The organism is Streptomyces sp. NPDC017056 (assembly GCF_044332485.1).
Lineage (GTDB): Bacteria > Actinomycetota > Actinomycetes > Streptomycetales > Streptomycetaceae > Streptomyces.
The window spans coordinates 313,069-335,698 of the sequence record NZ_JBIRPD010000005.1 but is presented as its reverse complement, the minus strand read 5'-3'; the positions used below and the strand labels follow the sequence as shown (position 1 = coordinate 335,698).

Genomic DNA, 22,630 nt, shown 5'->3' with positions numbered 1-22,630 from the left:
GGTCGCGGTGTGCCTGTCCCTGCCAGTACCAGGATCTCCCGATCGGCTGTTCCCTCCGGGATACCGACCGCTTAGTATGCCGAGGGTCGCGGGGTCGGGCATCCCGCGCTCCCCGCGTACCCGAGGTCTGTGGAGGCACCAGTGAAGGCATGGCGCGTACACGAGAACGGCGAGCCTCGCGAGGTGATGCGGCTGGAAGAAGTGCCGGACCCGCAGCCGGGAGCGGGGCAACTGCTGCTGCGCGTCCGCGCCGCGAACGTCAACTTCCCCGACGCGCTGCTGTGCCGCGGCGAATACCAGGTACGGCCGCCGTTCCCCTTCACGCCGGGTGTGGAGATCTGCGGCGAGGTGCTCGCCGCAGGTGAAGGCGCGACCGCCGAAGTGGGCGCCCGGGTGCTGGCCCAGCCGCCGTTGCCGGGCGGTGGCTTCGCCGACCTGGTGGTGGTGGACGCGACGGCGGTCCGTCCCGCACCGGAGGCCCTGGACGACGCGGAGGCCGCCGCGCTGCACATCGGCTACCAGACCGGCTGGTTCGGACTGCACCGGCGGGCCCGGCTGCAACCCGGCGAGACGCTGCTCGTGCACGCCGCGGCAGGCGGCGTCGGCAGCGCCGCCGTCCAGCTCGGCAAGGCCGCCGGCGCGCACGTCATCGGCGTGGCCGGCGGCGCCGAGAAGGCGGCCGTCGCCCGCGAACTGGGCTGCGACCTGGTGCTGGACCGGCGCACCGACGACCTCGTCGCCGCCGTGAAGGAGGCCACCGGCGGCCGGGGCGCGGACGTCGTCTACGACCCGGTGGGCGGCGACGCGTACGCCAAGTCCGTCAAGTGCGTCGCCTTCGAGGGCCGCATCGTGGTCGTCGGCTTCGCCAGCGGCACCGTACCGGCCCCCGGCCTCAACCACGCGCTCGTGAAGAACTACGCGATCCTGGGCCTGCACTGGGGTCTGTACAACACCAAGGACCCGGCCGCGGTCGACGCCTGCCACGAGGAGCTGGCCAAGCTGGCGGCGCAGGGCGTCATCAGGCCGCTGATCGGCGGCCGCGTACCGCTGTCCGGCGCGGCGGAGGCGGTGCAGCGGGTCTTCGACGGCACCACCACCGGCCGCCTCGTCGTCGTCCCCGGCCTGGAGGACGTGCGATGACAGAGACCACGACGACCGGGAGCATCGACGCGGACGCGCTGCGCCGCCGTACCGCCGACCTGCTCGCCGCCCACCCGCCGGCCGGTACCGCCACGCCCGACTTCCTGCGGGCCCGCTTCGACGCGGGGCTGGCCTGGGTCCACTTCCCGCGGGGCCTCGGCGGGCTCGACGCCCCGCGCGCGCTCCAGGCGGTGGTGGACGCCGAGTTGGAGGCGGCGGGCGCGCCGGACAACGACCCGCGCCGTATCGGCATCGGCCTCGGCATGGCCGCCCCCACCATCCTCCGCTTCGGCACGGACGAGCAGAAGAAGCGTTTCCTGCGGCCGCTGTGGACCGGCGAAGAGGTGTGGTGCCAGCTGTTCAGCGAGCCCGGCGCCGGGTCCGACCTCGCCGCGCTCGCCACCCGCGCCGTACGGGACGGGGACCAGTGGGTGGTGGACGGCCAGAAGGTCTGGACGTCCGGCGCCCACCAGGCCCGCTGGGCGATCCTCATCGCCCGTACGGACCCCGGGCTGCCCAAGCACCGCGGCATCACCTACTTCGTGTGCGACATGACCGACCCCGGCGTGGACGTGCGCCCGCTGCGGCAGATCACCGGCGAGGCCGAGTTCAACGAGGTCTTCCTGACCGGCGTACGGATTCCCGACGCGCACCGCCTCGGCGAGGTGGGGGAGGGCTGGAAGGTCGCCCAGACCACGCTGATGAACGAACGGGTGGCCATCGGCGGCCTCCGCATGCCGCGCGAGGGCGGCATGATCGGTGTCGCGGCCCAGACCTGGCGCGCCCGCCCGGAGCTGCGCACCCACGACCTCCACCAGCGGCTGCTGCGCCTGTGGGTGGAAGCGGAGGTCGCCCGCCTGACGGGGGAGCGGCTGCGGCAGCAGCTCGCCAAGGGCCAGCCGGGGCCCGAGGGCAGCGGCATGAAGCTGGCGTTCGCGCGGCTGGCGCAGCAGATCAGCGGCTGGGAGGTGGAGTTCCTGGCCGAGGACGGGCTGGCGTACGACGACTGGACGCTGCGCCGCCCCGAGGGCGTGGACTTCACCGGCCGCCAGGCCGGCTACCGCTACCTGCGCGCCAAGGGCAACTCGATCGAGGGCGGCACGTCCGAAGTGCTGCTGAACATCGTCGCCGAACGCGTCCTGGGCCTGCCGCCCGAGCCGCGCACCGACAAGGACACCGCGTGGAAGGACCTCCCCCGATGACCGCTCAGCACGGGGCCCCGCCCCTCGCGGACCCCGACCTCCTCTACTCGGAGCCGGAGGACGACCTGCGGGCCGCCGTCCGCTCGCTGCTCGCCGGCCGCGGCGGCCCGGCGGCCGTCCTCGCGGACCTCGAAACGGGCCGCGCGTACGACACCGGGCTGTGGCGCTCGCTGGCCGCCGGCATGGGCACGGCCGGGCTGCTGGTTCCGGAGAAGCTCGGCGGGCAGGGCGCGGGCGCCCGTGAGGCCGCCGTGGTCCTGGAGGAACTGGGCCGCTCGGTGGCCCCGGTGCCGTACCTGACCAGCGCCGTCCTGGCCGTGAGCGCGCTGCTCGGCTGCGACGCCGACCGGCAGGAGGTGGCCGGGCCGCTCGCCGCCCTGGCGGGCGGGGGGACCGTCGGCGTCCTCGTCCTGCCCCTGCCGACGGCTCCGGGCACGGTGCCGGAGCCGTCCGTACGGGCCGCCGCCGACGGTGCGCTGACCGGCACGGTGACCGGCGTCGCCGACGCCGCGGCCGCCGACGTCCTGCTCGTACCGGCCCAAGGGCCGGACGGATACGCCCTGTACGCCGTGGACGCGACGGCGGACGGGGTGCGGACCTGGCCCGGCACGCCGCTCGACCTGACCCGCACGCCGGGCCGCGTCACCCTCGACCGGGCCGCCGGGCGGCTGCTCGCCGGGCCGGAGCTGGCCCCCGCCGCGGTGTCGGGGGCGCTGCTGGCCGGCGCCGGGCTGCTCGCCTCCGAACAGCTCGGCATCGCCGAATGGTGCCTGGCCGAAACGGTCCGGTACACCACCGAGCGGACCCAGTTCGGCCGCCCCGTCGGCTCGTTCCAGGCCCTCAAGCACCGCATGGCCGCACTCTGGCTGGACGTCGCATCGGCCCGCGCGGCAGCCCGCAACGCCGCCGACGCGCTGGCCACCGGCAGCCCGGACGCGCCGGTGGCGGTCGCGGTCGCGCAGTCCTTCTGCGCGCCCGTAGCGGTCCGCGCGGCCGAGGAGTGCATCCAGCTGCACGGCGGTATCGGCATGACCTGGGAGCACCCGGCACACCTGTTCCTCAAGCGGGCCAAGGCCGACGAGATCGCCCTGGGCACTCCGGGGCACCACCGCGAGGCGCTCGCGGGGCTGGTGGGCATCCCGGCTCCGTAGCCGACGCGGATGACGGGCAGGGGAGGGCGCCGCCGCGCTACCCGATGAGGCTCAGGGGCCCGCTGACGTCGCTCTCCCCGCCGTCCTGTGTGGCCACCTCCACCGTGTAGGTCGTGCCCGGCGGCACGGTGGGGAGCGTGGCCAGGGCCTCTCCGGCCTTCTTGCTGCCCGCCTTCGGTGCGACCAGCGACAGCCGGTCGTGGCTCCCGGACGGCGTACGGACGCTCAGCCAGACGTCCACCTCCTTTCCCGTCGTGTTCGACCACTGGACCAGGACACTGCCCGCCACCTTGGCGCTCGCGCCCGCGGCCGGCGTCGTGACCTTGACGGCCGGGTCGGCGACGGCGGGAGCGGCGGCCGGTCCGACCGCGAGGGCTCCCGCGGCGACGGTGGTGGCGGCTCCGACGGCCAGGCCCTTGGCTTTCGCCGTGCGCATCGTGACCTCCGTTGGTCGGGTGCGGTCGGGCGGAGCCTGCCCGCGCGGCGAGATCATCACCGGTTCCGGCGCCACGGCCACCGCACCGGCGGCTCCCGGGCGGCCGGACCGCCGCGGTTGCGCGACACTGTGCGCCCGCGCCGTGGTCCCGTATCCCGCGCTTGCCCGTTACACAAGCGTTATGTCTAAAAAGTGTGGTTCGGGTAGCGTCGTACTCATGAAGATCGCAGCCCGCCGCCCCACGGCCTCCGGCCCGGCGCTCCTCCTGTCGGCCGTCCTCCTGGCGGTGCTCACCGCCGTGGCCCCCGGCGCGCGGGCCGCCGGCGGGCTCGACGAGGCGGCGGAGGCACTGAAAAAGGGCCCGGTGTACGTGGACCCGCGGGCTTCCGGCGAACTGTCGGCGGCCGACGCGGACGCCCTCGCCAAGAAGATCAAGGACGCCGGGAAGCCGGTCTTCGTCGCGGTGCTGCCCAAGGCCGCCGAGTACCGGCCCGAGACCCTCCTGAAAGACCTGCGGACCAAGACCGGCGTCAGCGGCGTCTACGCCGTCGAACTCGGCGACCGGTTCAACGCCGCCGCCGACGCCCGGGTGATGTCGCGCAATTCCGTGCGCAACCTGGTCGGCGCGGTCCAGCGCTCCGGCTACGGCACCACCAAGGAGCGCCTGAACAGCTTCGTCGACACCGCGTCCCGGCAGGCGTCCGGCCACGAGCCGGCCTCCTGGGGCGGCGACGGCGGCGGCGTGAGCACCGGCGCGCTCGCCGGCCTGGGCGCGCTGGTGGTCGTCGGTGGCGGCGGCGCCTTCGCGCTGTACCGCCGCAACAAGAAGAAGCGCGCCGAGGAGGAGCGGGCCGCGCTGGAGCAGCTGCGCGTCGTGGTGGACGAGGACATCACCGCCTTCGGCGAGGAGCTGGACCGGCTCGACTTCAACCCCGGCGAGCCCGGCGCCGACGACGCGATGCGCACCGACTACACCCACGCGCTGGACGCGTACGAGAACGCCAAGGCGGCGATGGGCCGCGCCGAGCGCCCCGGCGACGTCGAACAGGTGACCAAGGCCCTGGAGGACGGTCGGTTCGCGCTCGCCACCCTGGCCGCGCGGCGCGAGGGCAAGCCGCTGCCCGAACGCCGGGTGCCGTGCTTCTTCGACCCGCGGCACGGCCCGTCCGTCGCCGACGTGGAGTGGGCGCCGGACGGCGCGGCGCCGCGCACGGTCCCGGTGTGCGCCGCCGACCGGACGCGCCTGGAGGAGGGCCAGGAGCCGATGGCCCGCACCGTGCAGACCGAGTACGGGCAGCGGCCCTACTGGGACGCGGGACCGGCCTACGGGCCCTGGGCGGGCGGCTACTTCGGCGGCGGCATGCTGCCGGGCCTCCTCATGGGCACGATGCTGGGCAGCGTCCTGACGGGCCCGTCCGCCTACGCGTCCGGCCTCGGCGGCGGCCCGTCGGGAGCCGAGGGCGGCGACGTCTCCGGCGCCGACTTCAACCCCGACGACTTCTCCGGCGGTTTCGGTGGCGGCGGGGACTTCGGCGGCGGTTTCGGTGGTGGCGACAGCGGCGGCTTCGGCGGCGGCGACTGGTGAGGCCGCCGGCTACCGGCTGACCGCCGCGTCCCGCACCCGCTTGGCCCCCAGGAAGCGCACGTAGCGCGTCCGGCCGGCGAAGTCCGCGTAGGACCACACGGCGGGCCGCCCGGCCTCCCTGCACAGGTGCAGCACCCGGTCGGGCGCCAGGTGTACGCCCACGTGGGCGCCGTACCCCGCGGGCTGCCCCGGCACTGCCCCGGCGTCGAAGAGCACCAGGTCCAGCGGGCCCGGCGGCTCGGCCCGCACGGTCGCCACCGTGTCCGCCCACAGCTCGGCGGACCGCAGCGGCGGCACCTCGCGCCCGAAGTGGCGGAGCACGGCGTAGGCGTAGAGCTGGCAGTTGGCGCCCTGCGTCACGTCGTACGGATGGCGGCCCGGCAGCGGGGGCGCGCCGGGGTGCCGGGCGCCGGCGTAGGGCACGTCCCGCAGTGCGGCGGGCAGGCGCGAGAGCGGGTCGGAGGTCATCCGCCCATGATGCCGGTGCCGCCGGGTGGGGGTGGCGGGGATTCCGTTTCTTACATGCTGTTTAATTGCCTGCGCTTTGCAACAACAGACGATCTGCAGTAGGGGAGTGGGCATGACGGCCCGGTCGATACGGTCAGCGGCCGCCGCGGCGCTGGCGGCAACGGTGGCGCTCACGGCGGCGGCCTGCTCGACGCCCACCGGCGGCAAGAGCGGCGCGGCCGGCGCCAAGGACTCCGCCGTGGTCGGCATCGCCTACGAGCCGGAGAGCCTGAGCCCGCTGCTGGGCTACGGCAAGGACGGCAACTCCAAGATCTTCGACGGGCTGCTCACCCACGACGCGGACATGAAGCTCCGGCCCGCGCTCGCCGCGAAGCTGCCCGAGGTCTCCGATGACGGCACGACCTACACGTACACCCTGCGCGACGGCGTGACGTTCAGCGACGGCAAGCCCTTCACCGCCGACGACGTGGTCTTCACCTACGAGACCATCCTCGACGAGAAGACCAACAACGCCTCCAAGGCCGAGCTGGACGCCCTGGACAAGGTCGAGAAGAAGGACGCCCGCACCGTCGTCTTCCACCTCAAGTACCCCTACGCGCCGTTCGCCGAGCGCACCGTCCTGCCGATCGCGCCGAAGCACGTCGCGGGCAACCAGGACGTCAACACCGGCTCGTTCACCACCAAGCCGATCGGCACCGGGCCGTACGTCCTCACCAACTGGTCCAAGGGCGAGAAGCTCACCTTCAAGGCCAACCCGCACTACTGGGGCGGCGCCCCCAAGGTGAAGAACTTCACCATGGCGATCATCAAGGACGACGACGTGCGCGCCACCCGGCTGCGCTCCGGCGACCTCGACGGCGCCATCCTGCCGCCCAACCTCGCCGCCACCTTCAAGTCCGACAAGGACAAGAAGACCCTGACGGCCAAGACCTTCGACTACCGCAACGTCACCCTCCCCACCGCCAACGAGGTCACCGGCGACAAGGCCGTACGGCAGGCCCTGGACCTCGCGGTGGACCGCAAGGCCATGGTCGACGGCATCCTCGACGGTGCAGGCAAGCCCGCCTACGGGCCCGTGCCGACCGACAGCCCCTGGTTCGCCAAGGGCACCGAGCGCACCCACGACCTGAAGAAGGCCGAGCAGATCCTCGACGACGCGGGCTGGGAGAAGGGCGGGAACGGCATCCGCGCCAAGGACGGCCGGCCCGCCTCCTTCAAGCTCTGGTACCTCGCCGGGGACAAGCTCCGCCAGGAGCACGCGCTCGCCTTCGCCTCCGACGCCAAGAAGGCCGGCATCGAGGTCAAGGTGGAGTCCGGCCCCTGGGAGGCCATCCAGCCGAACATGAAGACCGACGCGGTGCTCGCCGGCGGCGGCAGCCCCGCCGACCCGGACTTCGACCAGTACCTGCTGCTGCACTCCTCGCTCGCCGGCGACGGCTTCAACAACATGTCGCGCTACGACAACCCCAAGGTCGACAAGGCGCTGGTGGACGCCCGCCGCACCGACGACAAGGCCGCGCGCAAGGCCGGGTACGACACCATCCAGCGCGAACTCGCCGACGACCCGGCGTACATCTTCCTCACCCACATCGACCACCTGTACGTGGTCAAGGACCAGTGGAAGGACCTCACCACCCAGGTCGAGCCGCACGACCACGGCCTGGCCTCCGGCCCGTGGTGGAACGTAGAGGACTGGCAGCCCGCCAAGTGAGCCGCCTCGCACAGCTGCCCTGGGGGCCGATGGCGCGGATGACGGGACGGCGCGCGCTGCTCGCCGTCCCGGTCCTCCTCGCCGTCACCCTCGGCGTGTTCGCCGTCGCCGCCGCCGCGCCCTTCGACCCCGTCAAGGCGTACGCGGGCACCGCCGGGCTCACCGCCTCCCAGGAGAACCTGGACCAGATCCGGCACAACCTCGGCGTCGACCAGCCGCTGCTCGGCCGCTGGTGGCACTGGCTGACCGGCGCGCTCACCGGCGACCTCGGCGACTCCGCGACGCTGCGCGCCCCCGTCTCCCAGGTCATCGGCGAGCGCATCGGCTGGTCGGTGCTGCTGTGCGCGCTGGCGTTCGTGATCGCCGTCCTCCTGGGCACGCTGCTGGGCGTACTGGCGGCCCGGCGGCGCGGCTCGGTGCTCGACCGCGCCGTCACCTCCGCCGCCTACACACTGGAGGCCGCCCCGCCGTTCTGGCTCGGGCTGCTGGCCGTCTGGCTGTTCGCGCTCAAGCTGGGCGTGCTGCCGGCCGGCGGGCTGACCGACACGGCCAGCGAGGTCGCCACGGCCGGGCAGGTGGCGAGCCACGTCGTCCTCCCGGCACTGGTCCTCGCCGTCTCCCAGCTCCCGTGGTTCGTCCTCTACGTACGCCAGGGGGTCGGCGACGCCCTGGAGGAGGACCCGGTGCGCGGCGCGCGGGCCCGCGGCCTGAGCGAGCGCACCGTCCTGCTCCAGCACGCCCTGCGCTCGGGGCTGCTGCCGGTCCTCACGCTGATCGGCTCCCGGGTACCGGAACTGATCACCGGCGCCCTGCTGGTGGAGACCGTCTTCAGCTGGCCCGGCATCGCGGCGGCCACCGTCGAGGCGGCGACGAGCGTGGACTTCCCGCTGCTGGCGGCGCTGACGGTGCTCGCCACCGCCGCCGTACTGCTCGGCAACCTGCTCTCCGACCTGTTGTACGGACTCGCCGACCCGAGGGTGGGCTTCGATGGCTGACACGCTCAAAACGTCCCGCGGGGCGACCGGTGCCCCCGCCGCCACCGCCTGGCACCGGCGCTCCGCGCGCCGGGACGGCCGCGGCACCCGCACCCTGCGGGTCCGCACCTCCGCCGTCCTGGTGGCGGCCGTCGTCCTCGCCGTCGTCGTGGTGCCCCTCCTGGTCCCCCTCGACCGGCAGGCCGTCGACCTCGCCGCCAAGCTCCACGCGCCCTCCGCCGCCCACCCCTTCGGCACCGACGATGTGGGCCGCGACCTGCTGCTGCGGTGTGTCTACGGCCTGCGCGTCTCGCTGCTCGTCGGCGTGGTCGCGGCGCTCGCCGCCACCGTCATCGGCACCGCGGTCGGCGCGCTGGCCGGGGCGCTCGGCGGCTGGGCCGACCGCGGCGTGATGCGCGTCGTCGACCTGTTCTCCTCCGTGCCGCACCTGCTGCTCGGCATCTTCATCGTGGCGATGTTCCGGCCCGGCGTCTGGCCCGTGATCATCTCGGTGGCGCTGACCCACTGGCTCTCGACCGCCCGCATCGTGCGCGCCGAGGTCCTCTCGCTGCGGTCACGCCCGTACATCGACGCGGCCGTCTCCGGCGGCGCCTCCCGCCTGCGGGTCGCCGTCCGCCACCTGCTGCCCGGCGTACTGCCGCAGGCCGGGCTCGCCGCCGTCCTGATGGTGCCGCACGCCATCTGGCACGAGTCCGCGCTGTCCTTCCTGGGCCTCGGGCTGCCCGCCCACGAGGCGAGCCTCGGCAACATGGTCAACAGCGCCCGCAGCTCGCTGCTCGCGGGCGACTGGTGGCCGACCCTCTTCCCCGGCCTGTTCATCATCGTCCCGACGCTCGCCATCGCGGGCCTGGCCGGCGCCTGGCGCGAACGCATCAACCCGCGCCGCCGATCGGAGCTGATGCTGTGAACCCGCCCGCCACACCGCCCACGCCCGCCGCGCCCGCCGCGCCTCCCGTCCTGTCCGTGCGCGGGCTGTCCGTACGCTTCCGCATGCGCGGCGGGCGGCACGTCGCCGCCGTCACCGACGCCTCCTTCGACCTCGCGCCCGGCCGGTGCCTGGCACTCGTCGGCGAGAGCGGCTGCGGCAAGTCCGTCCTGGCCTCCGCGCTGCTCGGCCTGCTCCCCGGCAACGCCGAGACCGCCGGCACCGCACACCTGGACGGCGTCGAACTGCTCACCGCCTCCGAACGCGAGCTGTCCCGCTCGGTACGCGGCCGCCGCATCGGCCTGGCGCCGCAGAGCCCCGCCGCGCACCTGACGCCCGTACGCACCGTACGGGCCCAGCTCGAAGAGACCGTCCGGGAGCTGACCGGCACGCCCAAGCACGCCCTGCGGGCCGCCGCCGAGCAGGCCGCGGCGCGGGCCGCCTTCCCCGCCGACCACCTCGACCGGCACCCGCACGAACTCTCCGGCGGCCTCGCACAGCGCGCCGCCACCGCCCTCGCCCTGGTCGGCGACGCCCCGCTGCTCCTCGCCGACGAGCCGACGACCGGCCTGGACCGCGACCTGGTGGACCGCACGGTCGACGAACTGCGCCGCCACATCGACGCCCCCGGGGACGCCGAGGGCGCCGGCCGGGCCCTCCTCATGATCACTCACGACCTGGCGGCGGCCGAGCGGATCGCCGACCGGGTGGCCGTCATGTACGCCGGCCGGATCGTCGAACTCGCCGAAGCGGCGGACTTCTTCGGCACCCCCGGACCCCGCCACCCCTACGCCCGCGGCCTGCTCGACGCCCTCCCGGACCGCGCCTTCGCGCCGATCCCCGGCATGCCGCCCGAACTGGGCGCCCTCCCGCCGGGCTGCGCCTTCGCCGCCCGCTGCGACCGCGGCACGGACGTCTGCGCGACCGCCGTGCCCGCACTCGCGGACGGCACCGCCTGCCACCACCCGCTGGAAGCGCCGGCGGCCGCCGCACAAGGAGAGGCAGCCAGTGCTTGAACTGTGCGCGATCACCGCGGGATACGACCGCAGCCGCCCCGTCGTCCGTGACGTGTCGCTGCGCATCGCGGCCGGCGAGTCCGTGGGCCTGCTCGGCCCCAGCGGCTGCGGCAAGTCGACGCTGGCCCGGGTGGCCGCGCTGCTGCACTGCCCGGACGCCGGCACCGTCGTCCTCGACGGGCAGCCCGTCGGCGGCTACCGCCACCGGGCCACGCGCGCCCAGCGCACCGCGTACGGCGTGGTCTTCCAGCAGCCGCGGCTGTCCGCCGACCCCCGGCTGCGCCTCGCCGACCTGATCGCCGAGCCCCTGCGGGCCACCGGCCGCCGCACCGAGATCCCGGGCCGCCTCGCCGAACTGGCCCCCGCCGTCGGCCTGGGCGCCGACCTCCTGGCCCGCCGCCCGCACGAGGTCAGCGACGGCCAGCTGCAACGCGCCTGCCTGGCCCGCGCCCTGGTGCTCCGCCCCCGCTGGCTGATCTGCGACGAGATGACCGCCATGCTCGACGCCTCCACGACGGCGGCCCTGGTGGCGGTCGTGGAGGAGTACCGGCGCACGTCGGGAGCGGGGCTGCTGGCGGTCGGACACGACCGCGTGCTGCTGGAACGGTGGTGCGACCGGACGGTGGGGTGGGGGGAGCTCGGCGGCCCGTAGCGTCCGGGCGGGTCACCCGGTGGCGGGGCGTTCTTCGAGGGTGATGTCCACGCCCGGGGCGCTGTGGCGGTAGGCCGGGGAGAAACCGGCGCGGGCGAGGGCCTCTTCCCGGGACGCGACGGTGCGGGCGGCGGCCTGGCGGGCGCCGGAGGAGAGGTGGTTGCAGCTGATGTGCCACACGCGGGGCGTGCGGGCCAGACGCTGGTCCAGAAGGGCCGGCCCGGCGGGCAGGTTGTCCAGGGCGCCGAGTGCGGCGGCCGTCCGGGCGGCGCCCAGGTCGGGGCGGCCCGTGAACGCCTCCTTGAAGGCGGTGGCGATCAGACCGCACCGCGCGCCGCTGAAGAGGACGGCGTCGCCGGGGGCGTCGTGGACGCGCAGGGTCCTGATCACGGCGCGGGTGTCCCACTGGCGGCTGTCCTCCTGGCGGATGGCCAGGTGGGACGCGGCGATGGGGACGGACAGCAGGAGGACGAACAGCACCTGCCCGTACGGGGGGACGACGGTGGCGGCCAGCGCGAGCAGCAAGGCCAGGGCCGGCAGGCAGAACAGCAGGTAGCGGTAGGCGAAGAGGGGATGGCCGAGGGAGACGGCCATGAGCAGCAGCGGGGGCACCACGAGCCAGGGCACACCGACCGCGAGGGCCAGGGGCGCGGCCCTGCGGCGGCGCACCGCGAGGAGGCCGAGGGCGGCGAGGGCGGTGCAGGTGAGCAGGAGTTTCAGCGGGGCGGGAAGCGTGCCCTGGCCGGGAGTGAGGAGCCAGGTGAAGTAGTTGAACGGCGTCCCGGCGGTGACCGGTGCGGCTTCGCCCACGGCGGAGCTCTGGGCGGAGGCGAGGACGAGCAGCGGGACGACGGCGGCGACGCCCGCGGCCAGCGCCGCCAGCAGCCGTACGACGACGCGGCGGCCCGGGCGCCGGAGCGCCACGGTGACCACGTGGGCGGCCACCAGCAGCAGCCCCAGCAGGTTGAACCAGCCCAGCAGGGCGGTCAGTACGGCATAGCCGACCAGCCACCGGCCTTGGGCACGGCCGGACAGGATCTTCACCAGGGCGCCCGTGGCCGCCACCGCCACCGCCATGACGAAGGCGAACGAGCGGGCCTCCTGCGCGTACCGCGACGCGGTCGGCAGAAGGGCGAGCAGCAGCCCCGCGTACAGTCCGGTACGCGGACCGCCGAGCAGCCGCCCCAGCCACGTCAGGCCGCCTGCCGCGACGGCCACCGCCACCGCGGACGGCACCCGCGCCGTGCACTCGTTGAGCCCTCCGTTCGCCTGCCCGACCAGCCACATCAGTACGTAGTGCAGGCCGTGCACCGCGTCGGCCCGCCCCAGCAGATCCATCAGCTGCGGCCAGGACCGCCGCGCCACGTCGATGGTGACGACCTCGTCGGTCCACGCGGAGGGGTCCCAGTTCCCCGATACGCCGAGGACGAGCGCGAGAACCGGCGGCGCCCATCCGGCCACGCGCAGGCACCGGGCACGGACGGCGGAGACGCCGGGTACGACGGGTAGGGCGGGGCGGGGTGCGGTGGTTGTTGTCACGGGGAGGTCTTGGCTGCCGGGAGCTGGAGGGTGAAGGTCGTGCCGGGGCGCGGGTGCCCGGTGTGAGCGGTGAGGGTGCCGTGGTGGCGGTGGGCGATGTCGCGGGCGATGGCCAGGCCGAGACCGCTGCCGCCGGTGTCGCGGGCGCGGGCCTCGTCGAGGCGGGTGAAGCGCTCGAAGACCCGTTCCAGGTCGTGGGGGGCGAGCGGGGTGCCGTCGTTGTGTACGGAGACGTCCCACCCCTGCCCGCGCGGGGTGATGGTGAGCGTGACACGGGCGGCGGCGTGCCGGTGGGCGTTGTCGAGGAGGTTGCGCAGCAGCCGGTGGAGCTGGAGGGCGTCACCGTTCGCGGGCGCTTCCTCGGGGAAGGGCCCGAGGACCACGGGGTGGCCGAGGTGGTCGTACTCGTGGGCGAGTTCGTGAGCGATCTCGACCAGGTCGACGACGTCCCGGAGCTCGGAGGTGCCGGGGCGGGCGAGGTAGAGGAGGTCGTCGGTGACACGGCGGAGCCGGTCGGTGGCCCTGAGGGCGTCGTGGACGGCGTCGGTGAGGTGCTCGGGGTGGGCGAGGGCGACTTCGAGCTGGGTGTGCAGGGCCGTGAGGGGCGAGCGGAGTTCGTGGGAGGCGTCGGCGACGAAACGCCGCTGTTGTTCGGCGGCTTCTTCGAGGTGGTTCAAGGTGGTGTTCGTCGTCTCGGCCAAAGCGCGGATCCGGTCGCGGGCAACGGGTACCGGAACCCGCCGGTGCAGGTCGGTGGTGTCGGTGATGTCCGCCACCTGCGCGCGGATGGCCTCGACGGGTTTCAGGGACCGCCGGGTGGTGATCCACGCGGTGGCCGCCACGATCAGGGTGGCGGCGGGGACGCCGGCCTTGAGGGGCACTTCGAGGGTGGCGACGGCGGCGTTGGCGTCGTCGGGCGGAACCAGGTGGTAGACGGTGCGCCGGCACCTGCCGGGCGCGTCGGCGGGGTCGGTGCAGCGGCGGTCGGGCAGGGTGTAGCGGGCACCGACGGCGGTGAGGTCCCGGTGGAGCAGGCGTTCGACGCGTAGGCGGGCCTGCGTCCGGACCGCCACGGCGTCGGGATCGTCTCCCTGGGGGAGGGCGGCCTCCAACTGCGCGTGCCACCTCTTCGCGAGGCCGCGGGTCCGCTCGGCGCTGAGGGTGACGGTGCGGGCCCAGTCGCTGCCCGCGCCGGGCGGGGCGGGCGGCAGAAGCCCGGCGAGGCCGTCCAGGGTGACGGCGATGCCGGGGGCGGGGTGGAGACGGCCGCTGTCGTCGATCTCGGCCTTGGGCCAGAAGCCCCGCTCGAAGACGTGGCTCTGCTCCGTGGTCGCCTCGGTCGCCGCGGTGGTCCGGGCCTGGACCGCGGCGAGGTGGGCGGTCTGCCTGAGGGTCTCGTCGTGGACGTGGCCGCGCAGCCACCACGCTCCCGCCGTGAAGACGACACAGGCGGCGAGCCCCGCGAGGAGCGCGGCCCGGGCCTCGGTCGGTATCCACCGCAGCAGCCCGGCCCGCTCAGCCACCGGTGCTCCCGGTGGGGGCGAGGCGGTAGCCGTAGCCGCGTACGGTCTCGATCGAGCGGGTCCCGTGCGGGGCGTCGATCTTGCGGCGGAGCGCGGAGACGTACACCTCGACGATCGAGGCGTCGCCGCGGAAGGCCGGGTCCCACACCTCGTCGAGGATCTCGCCCTTGGACAGCACCCGCCCCTCGGCGCGGATCAGCGCGGCGAGCACGCCGAACTGCTTGCCGGTGAGATGGACGGCCGTGGCGCCGCGCCCGGCCCGGCGGGTGGCCAGGTCGACCCACAGGTCCCCGTGGCGCAGCACGGGCGAGGCGCCGGCGCGGCCGCCGCGTCGCAGGAGGGCCCGCAGCCGGGAGAGGAGGACGACGTAGGAGAACGGCTTGGTGAGGTAGTCGTCGGCCCCGGTGTCCAGCCCCTCGGCCTCGTCGTGCTCGCCGTCCTTCGCGGTCAGCATCAGCACCGGCGTGGTGACGCCGGCGGCCCGCAGCCGGCCGCACACCCCGTAGCCGTGGAGGCCGGGCAGCATCACGTCCAGGACGACGACGTCGTGGTCCCCGGCCAGCGCGAGCGCCAGGCCGGTGACGCCGTCGGTGGCGACGTCCACGGTGTAGCCCTCGGCGGTCAGGCCGCGGCGGATGGCGGGGCCGACCTGGGGATCGTCCTCGACGAGCAGGATGCGGTGCACGCCATTAAGCGTGGCACACCTTTCGTTCTGCTTCCTTAAGAAAAATTCAGGCTCAGGTCAGGGCCGGGCGCCGGCGCCGGGCTTTCAGGTTTTCTTCGGGTCGGTGTGCGCAGAATGCGGCCGTCCAGCCCGTCCGGCGCCGTGCCGTCGCGGGAGGTGGGACAGCCCGAACTCAGGATGCGCTTTCAGAGGTTGGACGGCCCGTGCACATTGTCTTTCTCATTCACAATGCCTACGGCATCGGCGGCACGATTCGGGCCACGTACAATCTCGCTTCGGTATTGTCCGAGCAGCACGACGTGGAGATCGTCTCGGTTTTCCGGCACCGCGACGTTCCGGTCATTCACGTGCCGGCGAAGGTGCGGCTGACCCACCTGGTGGACCTGCGTGCCGCGTCCGCCGGTTTCGAGGGCGACGACCCCCGTCACGCGGAGCCCGCCAGGATCTTCCCGCGCGCCGACGGGCGGCACCGGCAGTACAGCCGTCTCACTGATGCCCGCATCGGCCGCTTTCTGGAGCGGCTGGAGGCCGACGTGGTCGTCGGGACGAGGCCCGGTCTCAACGCGCACGTCGCCCGCCAGACACGCGCCGCCGGCATCCGCGTGGGGCAGGAGCACCTGACGTTCTCGGGCCACGGTTTCCGGCTGCGGCACGAGATACGCCATCGCTACCGGCTGCTGGACGCCATCACCACGGTGTCCGAGTCCGACGCCCGGACGTACCGGCGGCTCCGTTTCCCGGGGGTGCGGGTGGAAGCGATACCGAACAGCGTTCCCCGGGTTTCCGTCGAGCCTGCCGACGGCAGCGGAAAGGTCATCGTCGCGGCGGGGCGGCTGATCCCGCTCAAACGGTACGACATTCTGGTCAAGGCGTTCGCCGAAGTGGTACGCAAGCACCCGGACTGGCAGCTCCGGATTTTCGGCGAAGGCGACACCACGGGCAATGAGCGGGATTCCCTCACCGGCCTGATCGGTGAACTCGGGCTGGCGGACCACGCGCATCTCATGGGCAAGGCCGACCCGCTCGAACCGGAATGGGTGAAAGGGTCGGTCGCCGCCTCGGCCTCCGACCGCGAGTCGTTCGGCATGACCATCGTCGAGGCGATGCGCTGCGGTCTGCCGGTGGTCTCCACGGACTGCCCCGTCGGACCGCGCGAGATCGTCGAGGACGGTACCGACGGCTTCCTGGTGCCGCCCGGCCGCGCCGGCGACCTGGCCGCCGCGCTGCTCCGGCTCGTGGGCGACGACCGCCTGCGCCGGCGCATGGGCGAGGCGGCGCTGCGGAACTCGGCCCGCTTCGACCCCTCGCTCATCGCCGAGCGGCACCAGGACCTCTATCAGGACCTGCTGCGGCGCGGCCCCGGACGCCGCTCCCTCGGCTTCCGGCGGAATGCGGGCTTCCACGTACGTACCCGCGCCTTCGACACGGCGCACGCCGCGCGCTCCACGGCGCGTGCCGTGCTGGGCAAGCTCGGTTCCTGAGCCGAGCCGGATACGCGGCGGCTCAGGCCGGGCCGTACCGGTCCTTGATGTGCTGCCGTGCGGCCTTGCCCGTGGCGGAGTGGGGGAGCGCCGTCGCGATGACGGCGGAGCGGGGGATCTTGTACGCGGCCAGCCGGCCGGCCAGAGAGGCGAGGACCTCGTCCGCGTCGAGGGCCGCGCCCGGCGCCGCCACCAGGACCGCGCGGCCGACCTCGCCCCACTCGGCGTCCGGCACCGGAATGACGGCGCACTCGGCGACGTCCGGGTGGGCCAGCAGCGCGTGTTCGACCTCGGACGGGTAGACGTTCTCGCCGCCCGAGATGATCACCTCTTTGACGCGGTCGACGACGGTCACCCCGCCGTCGGCGGCCAGCCGGGCCACGTCGCCCGTGCGCAGCCAGCCGTCCGCGAACGCGGCTTCGCTCTCCCGCGGCCGGTTCCAGTAGCCGGCCATGACGTTCGGGCCGCGCACGAGGAGTTCGCCGGTCTCCTCGGTGGCGGCGTCGGCGGCGGCACCGTGGCGTACCACGCGGACGTCGGTGAAGAGGTGGGGTACGCCGGCGGGCCCGTCGTGCGTCAGCAGGACACCCGGCGCCGCCTCGGTCAGGCCGTACCCCCGGCGCAGCACGAGCCCCCGGCGCGCGTACGTGCCGACCAGCGTTTCCGGCACCGGGGCCCCGCCGCACACGAGGGTGCGCAGGCAGGACAGGTCGGCCTCGTGCCAGCGCGGGTGGGCGGCGATCCGCCGGAACATCGTGGGGACGCCGAACACGGACGTGACGCGGTGCCGTTCCACGGCTTCGAGGGCCGCGCCCGCGTCGAAGCCCTCCATGAGCACGCAGGTGCCGCCTTTCAGCAGCACCGGCAGGGCCTGCATGCCCAGTGCCGCGGCGTGGTAGAGCGGCGCGGCGATCAGCGCGACCTCATGGGACGTCAGGTCCTCGTCGATCAGGACGTTGACGGCGTTCCACGTGAGGTTGGCATGGGTGAGCACGGCTCCCTTGGGGCGTCCGGTCGTGCCCGAGGTGTAGAGGATCAGGCAGGGGTCGTCCGGGGCCGTCGGCACGTCGGGGAGGCCGGCGGGCGGTGTTTCGTACGCGCCCCCCACGTCGATCGCGTCGTCCACGTCGATCGTCGGCAGGCCGCCCCAGTCCTCGCCGCCGTGGCCGGAACCCGGTCTCAGCAGCACCCGGGCGCCGCAGTCCGCCAGTTGGTAGGTGAGTTCCGCCGGTGTGAGCCGGGTGTTGAGCGGGACGAACACCGCGCCCAGCAGGCCGGCCGCGAACAGGGACGCGACGAAGGCGGGCCGGTTGGGGCCCAGGTGGGCCACCCGGTCGCCCTTGCGCACGCCGTGCAGCAGCAGCGTGCGGGCGACGTGGGTGGTGTGCGCGTGCAGGGCCGCGTAGCTGACCGGTGCCCCGTCGTGGATCAGGGCCGTTCGGTGCGGCGTGCGGCGGGCCCGCCGTGCGGGCCAGGAGCCGATGCCCTCCTGGTGCATGAGTGTGTCCTGTCGCCTTGGGGGTGAGACCCACGCGTCACCCGTGCGGGCGAGCAGCGTAGTGATGAAATATTACGGATGGTAATTTATAAGTGACGATACGTGTTCAGTGAAGTGAGTGGGGAGGCTGCGGTGACCGCTGGTCCGAATACGAAGCTGCTGATGGACGCGCGTGTGCGGCTCAGCCCCGCGGCCGAGCGGATCGACACCCGCGGCGAGCCGCCGATGTGGCGCACGGATCTCCCCGACGGCTCCCCGGCCTGGGTCGCCACCGGATACGACGCCGCGCGCCGCATCCTGACCGACACCGCCTTCGCCAAGCCGGCCGTGCGGGGCGGCGAGCGCTGGCAGCGCTACCTCGCCTTCACCGGCCCGCAGGTCACCCAGAGCATCGTCCGCAGCATGCTCAACATCGACGGCGAACCGCACCGGCGGCTGCGCGAACTGGGCGCGGTGGCCTTCACGCCGGAGCGGGTACGGGCGGCCACCGCCCAAGCGCGGTCGCATGCCGGGGCGCTGCTCGACGAGATCGCCGGACAGGGCCGGGCCGACCTCGTACGCGACTTCGCCCACCCCTTCGCCGTCCGAGCGATCACCGGACTCCTCGGATATCCGCCCGACTTCGCCCGTCGCGCCATGGAGCTGCGGCGCTGGGTCCCGTCACCGCTGTTCGATCCCCCCGGCTCACCGGCCCGCCGGCAGTACGCGGCCGACCGGGAAGCCATGAGCGAGCTGATGCGCGACCTCGTGGCCCACCGGCGGCGCAGTCCGGGGCCCGACGCCGTCAGCGAGATGGTCGCGCACGCCGACGCCGCCGGCCTCGACGAGGGGCAGCTGACCTCCACCCTCTTCCTGCTGCTCGTCTCCGCCTACGAGCCCGTCAGCGACTTCGTCACCTCGGGCCTGTACGCGCTCTGGCAGCGCCCCGAGCTGCTCGCCGACCCCGACCGCGTCGCCGACGGCCTCGACGAACTGCTGCGCTACACCTCGCCGCTGGCGGCCACCATGCCGCGCTTCGCCACCCGCCCGACCGAGGTGTACGGCGCGCGGCTCGAACCGGGCGACGCGGCGATCGTGCACATCGCCCTGGCCAACCGCGACCCGAACCGCTTCGCCGACCCCAACCGGCTCGACCTGACCCGGAAAGCCGGCCAGGACCTCGTCTTCGCCCACGGCCCCCACTTCTGCCTCGGCACCCAATTCGCCGTGCAGCTGTGCCGCACCGCCCTGGACGCGGTCCTGCGCCGGCTGCCGGGCCTCGCGGCGGCCCAGCCGCTCGACACGCTGCCCTGGCAGCGCGGCTCGACCGGCGGCATCACCCATCTGCACGTCACCGCGGGACTGACCGAGCTGCCCGTCACTTTCCAGCCCCGGCACGCGGTGGTGTCCTGATGGCCCGCGTCACCGGCCTCTCGGTCCTCACCGCGTACGGCCGCGGCCCCGAGGCGCTGTGGAAGGGCCTGGCCTCCACGACCCCGGCCACCACCCCCGTCGCCCGCTTCGACACCTCCCGCTACCGCGCCCACCACGCCGCGACGCTCCCCGGCACCCCCGACCTGTACGCGGAACTGGCCCACCTCGTCAGCGAGTCCTGCGACCAGGCCGGCCTGTCGGCCGACGACCGGGCCGCCACCCCGCTCGTCCTCGCCCTCCACGCGGGCCCTGACACGGCCGCGCTGGCCGCCGAACTGGCGGGCTCCTGCGGCCTGCGCGAGGCGCTCACCGTGCACACCGCCGCCTGCGCGGCCTCGAACACCGCCCTCACCGAAGCGGCCCACCTCATCGGGACCGGCGCCGAGCCGCGGGCCGTCGTCGCCGGCGGCAGCTTCGTCGACGCGAGCATGTTCGCCGCCTTCGACAGCGCCGGCATCCTCGCCCCGGACGGCGTCTGCCGGCCGTTCAGCGCCGGCCGCGACGGCCCGGTGCTGGGCGACGGAGCCGCCGCCGTGGTCCTCGAACGCACCGGCACCGCGCGGCCGTGGGCCGACGTCCTGGGGTGGGGCAACGCCGCCGAGGCCCATCACGTCTGCCGCCCCCACCCCGAGGGTCGGGGGCCCGCCGAGGCGATCGCCACAGCGCTGCGGCGGGCCGGCGTCGAGCCCGGCCGGATCGGCTACGTCAACGCCCACGCGACCGCCACCCCCGCCTTCGACGCGGGAGAGGCCGCCGGCATCGTGCGCGCCCTCGACCCACACGGCGTGCGCGTCCCGGTCAGCTCCACCAAAGCCCTGCACGGCCACTGCCTGGAAGCCTCGGGCCTGGTGGAGCTGGCCGTCTGCGCCCTCGCCTTCCAGCAGCAGGAGCTGCCCGTCAACGCCAACTTCCTCGCTCCCGACGAGGACTGCCCCCTCGACCTCGTGCTCGACACCGGCCGCTCCCCGCGCTCCGGCTACGCCCTCAGCCTCAACAGCGGCTTCGGCGGCGTCTGTACGGCCCTCCTCCTGGCGGCGCCGTGAACCCGACCACCCCGTGCCGTACGACGTCGTGAGTGCGGCACAAGCTCCCATGAGGACGCCATGGAACTGATCGTCCAGAACCGTGCCCAGTGGCCGCCCCCGGACGACCCCTCGGCACGCCTGCCGGAGGTCCCGCGCTTCGAGACCTCCGCCTTCGCGCCCCTGCTGGTGGCCGTCGGCGAGCGCTGCCTGGCCGACCGGTACGGCGCGCCGCCGCTGCCCCCGGAGCTGGGACCGCGCACCGCGCTCGTCCTGGCGGCCACCCGGGGCGACACCGTCACCCAGACCGCCATCGACGACGCGGTGGCCGAGGGGCGGCAGGTGCCCAAGCCACTGCTGTTCCAGAACGTGCCCTCCACGGCGCTCGGCCACCTCAGCGCCGTCTGGGGCCTGACCGGCCCGCTCGTCTCCACGCTCGCCGTGGGCGGCCTCCCGGCCGCGGCGAGCGCCACCGCCGCCCGCCTCGTCGCCGCCGGCGACGCCGACCAGGTCCTGGTCATCGCCGCCGACCCGGGCGACAGCCCGGCGGCACCCGGCACGGCCTGGGCCTACCTGCTCACCGCCGGTACGTCCTGACCACCGGTACCGACCGCCACACCGGCCCGACCGACCGCGGCCGCGCGCCCCGGCGCGGCCCCACCGACCCCCATACAAGGAAAACGATGCCCTCGAACCTGAGGCCCTCCACGGCCGAGTTGCTGTTCCCTTCGGTGCTGACCCCCGAAACCCTCGAAACAGCCGCCGGGCCCGTCGTCGTACGCCTCGACGACGCCTCCCTGGAAGCCGTCGCACGCTGCCACGAGTACCTCCACACCTGCATCGCGAAAGGCCGCGAGATCTACGGCACCACCACCGGCTTCGGGCCGCTGGTCGTCTACGCGGGCCAGGACGAGGGCGCCGACCAGTGCGAGAACGTACTCAGCCACCTCGAAGTCGGCCAGGGCCGGGACCTCGACCCGCCGGTCGCCCGCGCCGCCCTGCTCACCCGCCTGTGGAGCCTGGCCCGCGGCCGGTCCGGCGTGGCCCCGGACGCCGTCGAAGCCCTCGTGGCGATGCTCGGCACGACCTTCGCGCCGGTGATCCCCGAGTACGGCTCGGTCGGCGCCAGCGGCGACCTCGCGCCCCTCGCGCACGCCATCCGCTCCCTCCAGGGCCGCGGCGACGCCTACCTCGGCACCACCCGCATGCCGGCCGGCAAGGCCCTCGCCGAGGCCGGGCTGCAGCCGGTGCGGCTCGCCGGGCGGGACGCGCTCGGCCTGGTCAACGGCACGTCCGTCACCGCCGCCGTGGCCGGCCTGGCGCTCGCCCAGCTGCACCGCTCGGTCCGGGTCGGCACCGCGCTGACCGCCCTGCTCGCCGGGGTCCTCGGCTGCCGCCCGGACTTCACCGCCCCCGAGATCTTCGAGGCGCTGGGCCACGACGACACCGCGGAACGCGCGGCCGACCTGCGCGCACGGCTGGCGGGCCACGAGCCCAGCGGCACCCGCGCCCTCCAGGAGCCGTACACCCTGCGCTGCGCGCCGCACATCCTCGGCGCGGCCGCGACCAGCCTGCGCCACGCCCGCCAGGTCGTCACCGACGACCTCAACGGCATCAGCGACAACCCGCTCTTCTTCCCCGAGCGGGACGTCGTCGCGCACGGCGGCAACTTCTTCGGCCAGCAGGTCGCCTTCGCCGCCGACCTGATGACCAACACCGCCGCCCAGGTCGCCAACCTCGCCGAACGCCAGCTGGACCTGCTGATCGACCCCCGGCGCAACGGCGGCCTCAACCCCGTGCTGGCCGAGGACCCCGGCCGCGACCACGGCGTCCAGGGCGTCCAGCTCGCCGCGACCTCCCTCGTGGTCGCCATGCGCCGCGACACCACCCCGTCGGCCATGCAGAGCATCCCCACCAACTTCCACAACCAGGACATCGTCCCCTTCGGCACCCAGGCCGCGTTCACCGCGCTCCGGCAGGCCCGGACGCTGCGCCTGCTGCACGGCTCCCTCGCCGTCGCCCTGCGCCAGGCCGTCCACGTCGGCGCGCGGCGCCCCACCGCCGACGCGTGCGCCCGCGTCCTGGACGCCCTCGGACCGACCGTGTCGCGGGACCGGCCGTGGGCGGTGTCGGTGCGCGCCGCCGCCGACGTGCTCGACCGCGCCTGCTGACCCCGGGCCCGTACCGG

The 22,630-nt window shown here is 74.4% G+C and carries 20 protein-coding genes; 14 read left to right on the top strand and 6 right to left on the bottom strand.

Features of this window, described 5'->3' with window-relative positions; translation table 11 throughout:
* Positions 1–141: 141 nt before the first annotated feature.
* From ACH4OW_RS12245 to ACH4OW_RS12235, 3 genes are read left to right on the top strand one after another with little or no spacing between them, the layout of a single operon-like run.
* The gene (locus tag ACH4OW_RS12245; RefSeq protein WP_398027227.1) at positions 142–1,140 is read left to right on the top strand and encodes an NADPH:quinone oxidoreductase family protein; all 999 of its coding nucleotides are present in this window, start codon (positions 142–144) and stop codon (positions 1,138–1,140) included.
* Positions 1,137–2,342 (top strand): acyl-CoA dehydrogenase family protein, encoded by a 1,206-nt coding sequence (locus tag ACH4OW_RS12240; protein ID WP_398027103.1) that lies wholly within the window; start codon positions 1,137–1,139, stop codon positions 2,340–2,342. Before ACH4OW_RS12245 ends, ACH4OW_RS12240 begins: the two co-directional genes overlap by 4 nt.
* Positions 2,339–3,493, top strand: coding sequence for an acyl-CoA dehydrogenase family protein (locus ACH4OW_RS12235; RefSeq protein WP_398027101.1), 1,155 nt, complete (start codon positions 2,339–2,341; stop codon positions 3,491–3,493). Before ACH4OW_RS12240 ends, ACH4OW_RS12235 begins: the two co-directional genes overlap by 4 nt.
* A gap of 37 nt (positions 3,494–3,530) precedes the next feature.
* On the opposite strand, the gene ACH4OW_RS12230 is transcribed toward ACH4OW_RS12235, so the two are convergent.
* Positions 3,531–3,929, bottom strand: coding sequence for a hypothetical protein (locus ACH4OW_RS12230; RefSeq protein ID WP_398027099.1), 399 nt, complete (start codon positions 3,927–3,929; stop codon positions 3,531–3,533).
* Between the two features lie 217 nt (positions 3,930–4,146).
* Here ACH4OW_RS12230 and ACH4OW_RS12225 point away from each other — a divergent pair, with 217 nt between their 5' ends.
* On the top strand, positions 4,147–5,514 hold the full coding sequence (locus ACH4OW_RS12225) for a hypothetical protein (RefSeq protein ID WP_360130259.1): 1,368 nt from the start codon (positions 4,147–4,149) through the stop codon (positions 5,512–5,514).
* A gap of 9 nt (positions 5,515–5,523) precedes the next feature.
* Here the strand turns inward: ACH4OW_RS12225 and ACH4OW_RS12220 are convergent, their stop codons facing one another.
* A complete protein-coding gene (locus tag ACH4OW_RS12220) occupies positions 5,524–5,982 on the bottom strand; it encodes a cell wall hydrolase (protein WP_398027097.1) in 459 nt (152 codons plus the stop codon).
* 112 nt (positions 5,983–6,094) lie between these two features.
* Here ACH4OW_RS12220 and ACH4OW_RS12215 point away from each other — a divergent pair, with 112 nt between their 5' ends.
* From ACH4OW_RS12215 to ACH4OW_RS12195, 5 genes are all read left to right on the top strand, one after another.
* Positions 6,095–7,693, top strand: a complete 1,599-nt coding sequence (locus ACH4OW_RS12215; RefSeq protein WP_398027095.1) for an ABC transporter substrate-binding protein — start codon at positions 6,095–6,097, stop codon at positions 7,691–7,693.
* Between the two features lie 29 nt (positions 7,694–7,722).
* Positions 7,723–8,688, top strand: coding sequence for an ABC transporter permease (locus ACH4OW_RS12210; protein WP_360130583.1), 966 nt, complete (start codon positions 7,723–7,725; stop codon positions 8,686–8,688).
* The gene (locus ACH4OW_RS12205; protein ID WP_398027093.1) at positions 8,681–9,595 is read left to right on the top strand and encodes an ABC transporter permease; all 915 of its coding nucleotides are present in this window, start codon (positions 8,681–8,683) and stop codon (positions 9,593–9,595) included. Before ACH4OW_RS12210 ends, ACH4OW_RS12205 begins: the two co-directional genes overlap by 8 nt.
* Before the next feature lie 83 nt (positions 9,596–9,678).
* Positions 9,679–10,629: an ABC transporter ATP-binding protein gene (locus ACH4OW_RS12200; RefSeq protein ID WP_398027225.1), complete on the top strand. Its 951-nt coding sequence runs from the start codon at positions 9,679–9,681 to the stop codon at positions 10,627–10,629.
* The gene (locus tag ACH4OW_RS12195; RefSeq protein ID WP_398027091.1) at positions 10,622–11,281 is read left to right on the top strand and encodes an ABC transporter ATP-binding protein; all 660 of its coding nucleotides are present in this window, start codon (positions 10,622–10,624) and stop codon (positions 11,279–11,281) included. Before ACH4OW_RS12200 ends, ACH4OW_RS12195 begins: the two co-directional genes overlap by 8 nt.
* 12 nt (positions 11,282–11,293) lie before the next feature.
* On the opposite strand, the gene ACH4OW_RS12190 is transcribed toward ACH4OW_RS12195, so the two are convergent.
* From ACH4OW_RS12190 to ACH4OW_RS12180, 3 genes are read right to left on the bottom strand one after another with little or no spacing between them, the layout of a single operon-like run.
* A complete protein-coding gene (locus ACH4OW_RS12190; RefSeq protein WP_398027089.1) occupies positions 11,294–12,820 on the bottom strand; it encodes a hypothetical protein in 1,527 nt (508 codons plus the stop codon).
* Positions 12,817–14,343 (bottom strand): sensor histidine kinase, encoded by a 1,527-nt coding sequence (locus ACH4OW_RS12185; protein WP_398027087.1) that lies wholly within the window; start codon positions 14,341–14,343, stop codon positions 12,817–12,819. Before ACH4OW_RS12185 ends, ACH4OW_RS12190 begins: the two co-directional genes overlap by 4 nt.
* Positions 14,336–15,028, bottom strand: coding sequence for a response regulator transcription factor (locus tag ACH4OW_RS12180; RefSeq protein WP_360130238.1), 693 nt, complete (start codon positions 15,026–15,028; stop codon positions 14,336–14,338). The genes ACH4OW_RS12185 and ACH4OW_RS12180 overlap by 8 nt, the downstream gene beginning before the upstream one ends.
* A 203-nt stretch (positions 15,029–15,231) precedes the next feature.
* Here ACH4OW_RS12180 and ACH4OW_RS12175 point away from each other — a divergent pair, with 203 nt between their 5' ends.
* On the top strand, positions 15,232–16,509 hold the full coding sequence (locus ACH4OW_RS12175) for a glycosyltransferase family 4 protein (protein WP_360130236.1): 1,278 nt from the start codon (positions 15,232–15,234) through the stop codon (positions 16,507–16,509).
* Between the two features lie 22 nt (positions 16,510–16,531).
* Here the strand turns inward: ACH4OW_RS12175 and ACH4OW_RS12170 are convergent, their stop codons facing one another.
* Positions 16,532–18,007: a long-chain fatty acid--CoA ligase gene (locus ACH4OW_RS12170; protein WP_398027084.1), complete on the bottom strand. Its 1,476-nt coding sequence runs from the start codon at positions 18,005–18,007 to the stop codon at positions 16,532–16,534.
* Between the two features lie 132 nt (positions 18,008–18,139).
* On the opposite strand from ACH4OW_RS12170, the gene ACH4OW_RS12165 reads away from it, so the two are divergent.
* From ACH4OW_RS12165 to ACH4OW_RS12150, 4 genes are all read left to right on the top strand, one after another.
* Entirely contained in the window at positions 18,140–19,399 is a 1,260-nt protein-coding gene (locus ACH4OW_RS12165; protein WP_398027082.1) for a cytochrome P450, read from the top strand.
* Entirely contained in the window at positions 19,399–20,463 is a 1,065-nt protein-coding gene (locus ACH4OW_RS12160; protein WP_360130227.1) for a beta-ketoacyl synthase N-terminal-like domain-containing protein, read from the top strand. Before ACH4OW_RS12165 ends, ACH4OW_RS12160 begins: the two co-directional genes overlap by 1 nt.
* 60 nt (positions 20,464–20,523) lie before the next feature.
* Positions 20,524–21,039, top strand: coding sequence for a hypothetical protein (locus tag ACH4OW_RS12155; protein ID WP_398027080.1), 516 nt, complete (start codon positions 20,524–20,526; stop codon positions 21,037–21,039).
* 86 nt (positions 21,040–21,125) lie between these two features.
* Positions 21,126–22,613: an aromatic amino acid ammonia-lyase gene (locus ACH4OW_RS12150; protein WP_398027078.1), complete on the top strand. Its 1,488-nt coding sequence runs from the start codon at positions 21,126–21,128 to the stop codon at positions 22,611–22,613.
* Positions 22,614–22,630 lie beyond the last annotated feature (17 nt).

Coding starts and splice junctions, on each gene's coding strand:
- ACH4OW_RS12240 (WP_398027103.1), top strand. CDS start 1,137: ATGACAGAGACCACGACGACCGGGAGCATCGACGCGGACGCGCTGCGC.
- ACH4OW_RS12235 (WP_398027101.1), top strand. CDS start 2,339: ATGACCGCTCAGCACGGGGCCCCGCCCCTCGCGGACCCCGACCTCCTC.
- ACH4OW_RS12230 (WP_398027099.1), bottom strand. CDS start 3,929: ATGCGCACGGCGAAAGCCAAGGGCCTGGCCGTCGGAGCCGCCACCACC.
- ACH4OW_RS12225 (WP_360130259.1), top strand. CDS start 4,147: ATGAAGATCGCAGCCCGCCGCCCCACGGCCTCCGGCCCGGCGCTCCTC.
- ACH4OW_RS12220 (WP_398027097.1), bottom strand. CDS start 5,982: ATGACCTCCGACCCGCTCTCGCGCCTGCCCGCCGCACTGCGGGACGTG.
- ACH4OW_RS12215 (WP_398027095.1), top strand. CDS start 6,095: ATGACGGCCCGGTCGATACGGTCAGCGGCCGCCGCGGCGCTGGCGGCA.
- ACH4OW_RS12210 (WP_360130583.1), top strand. CDS start 7,723: ATGGCGCGGATGACGGGACGGCGCGCGCTGCTCGCCGTCCCGGTCCTC.
- ACH4OW_RS12205 (WP_398027093.1), top strand. CDS start 8,681: ATGGCTGACACGCTCAAAACGTCCCGCGGGGCGACCGGTGCCCCCGCC.
- ACH4OW_RS12200 (WP_398027225.1), top strand. CDS start 9,679: ATGCGCGGCGGGCGGCACGTCGCCGCCGTCACCGACGCCTCCTTCGAC.
- ACH4OW_RS12170 (WP_398027084.1), bottom strand. CDS start 18,007: ATGCACCAGGAGGGCATCGGCTCCTGGCCCGCACGGCGGGCCCGCCGC.
- ACH4OW_RS12160 (WP_360130227.1), top strand. CDS start 19,399: ATGGCCCGCGTCACCGGCCTCTCGGTCCTCACCGCGTACGGCCGCGGC.
- ACH4OW_RS12155 (WP_398027080.1), top strand. CDS start 20,524: ATGGAACTGATCGTCCAGAACCGTGCCCAGTGGCCGCCCCCGGACGAC.
- ACH4OW_RS12150 (WP_398027078.1), top strand. CDS start 21,126: ATGCCCTCGAACCTGAGGCCCTCCACGGCCGAGTTGCTGTTCCCTTCG.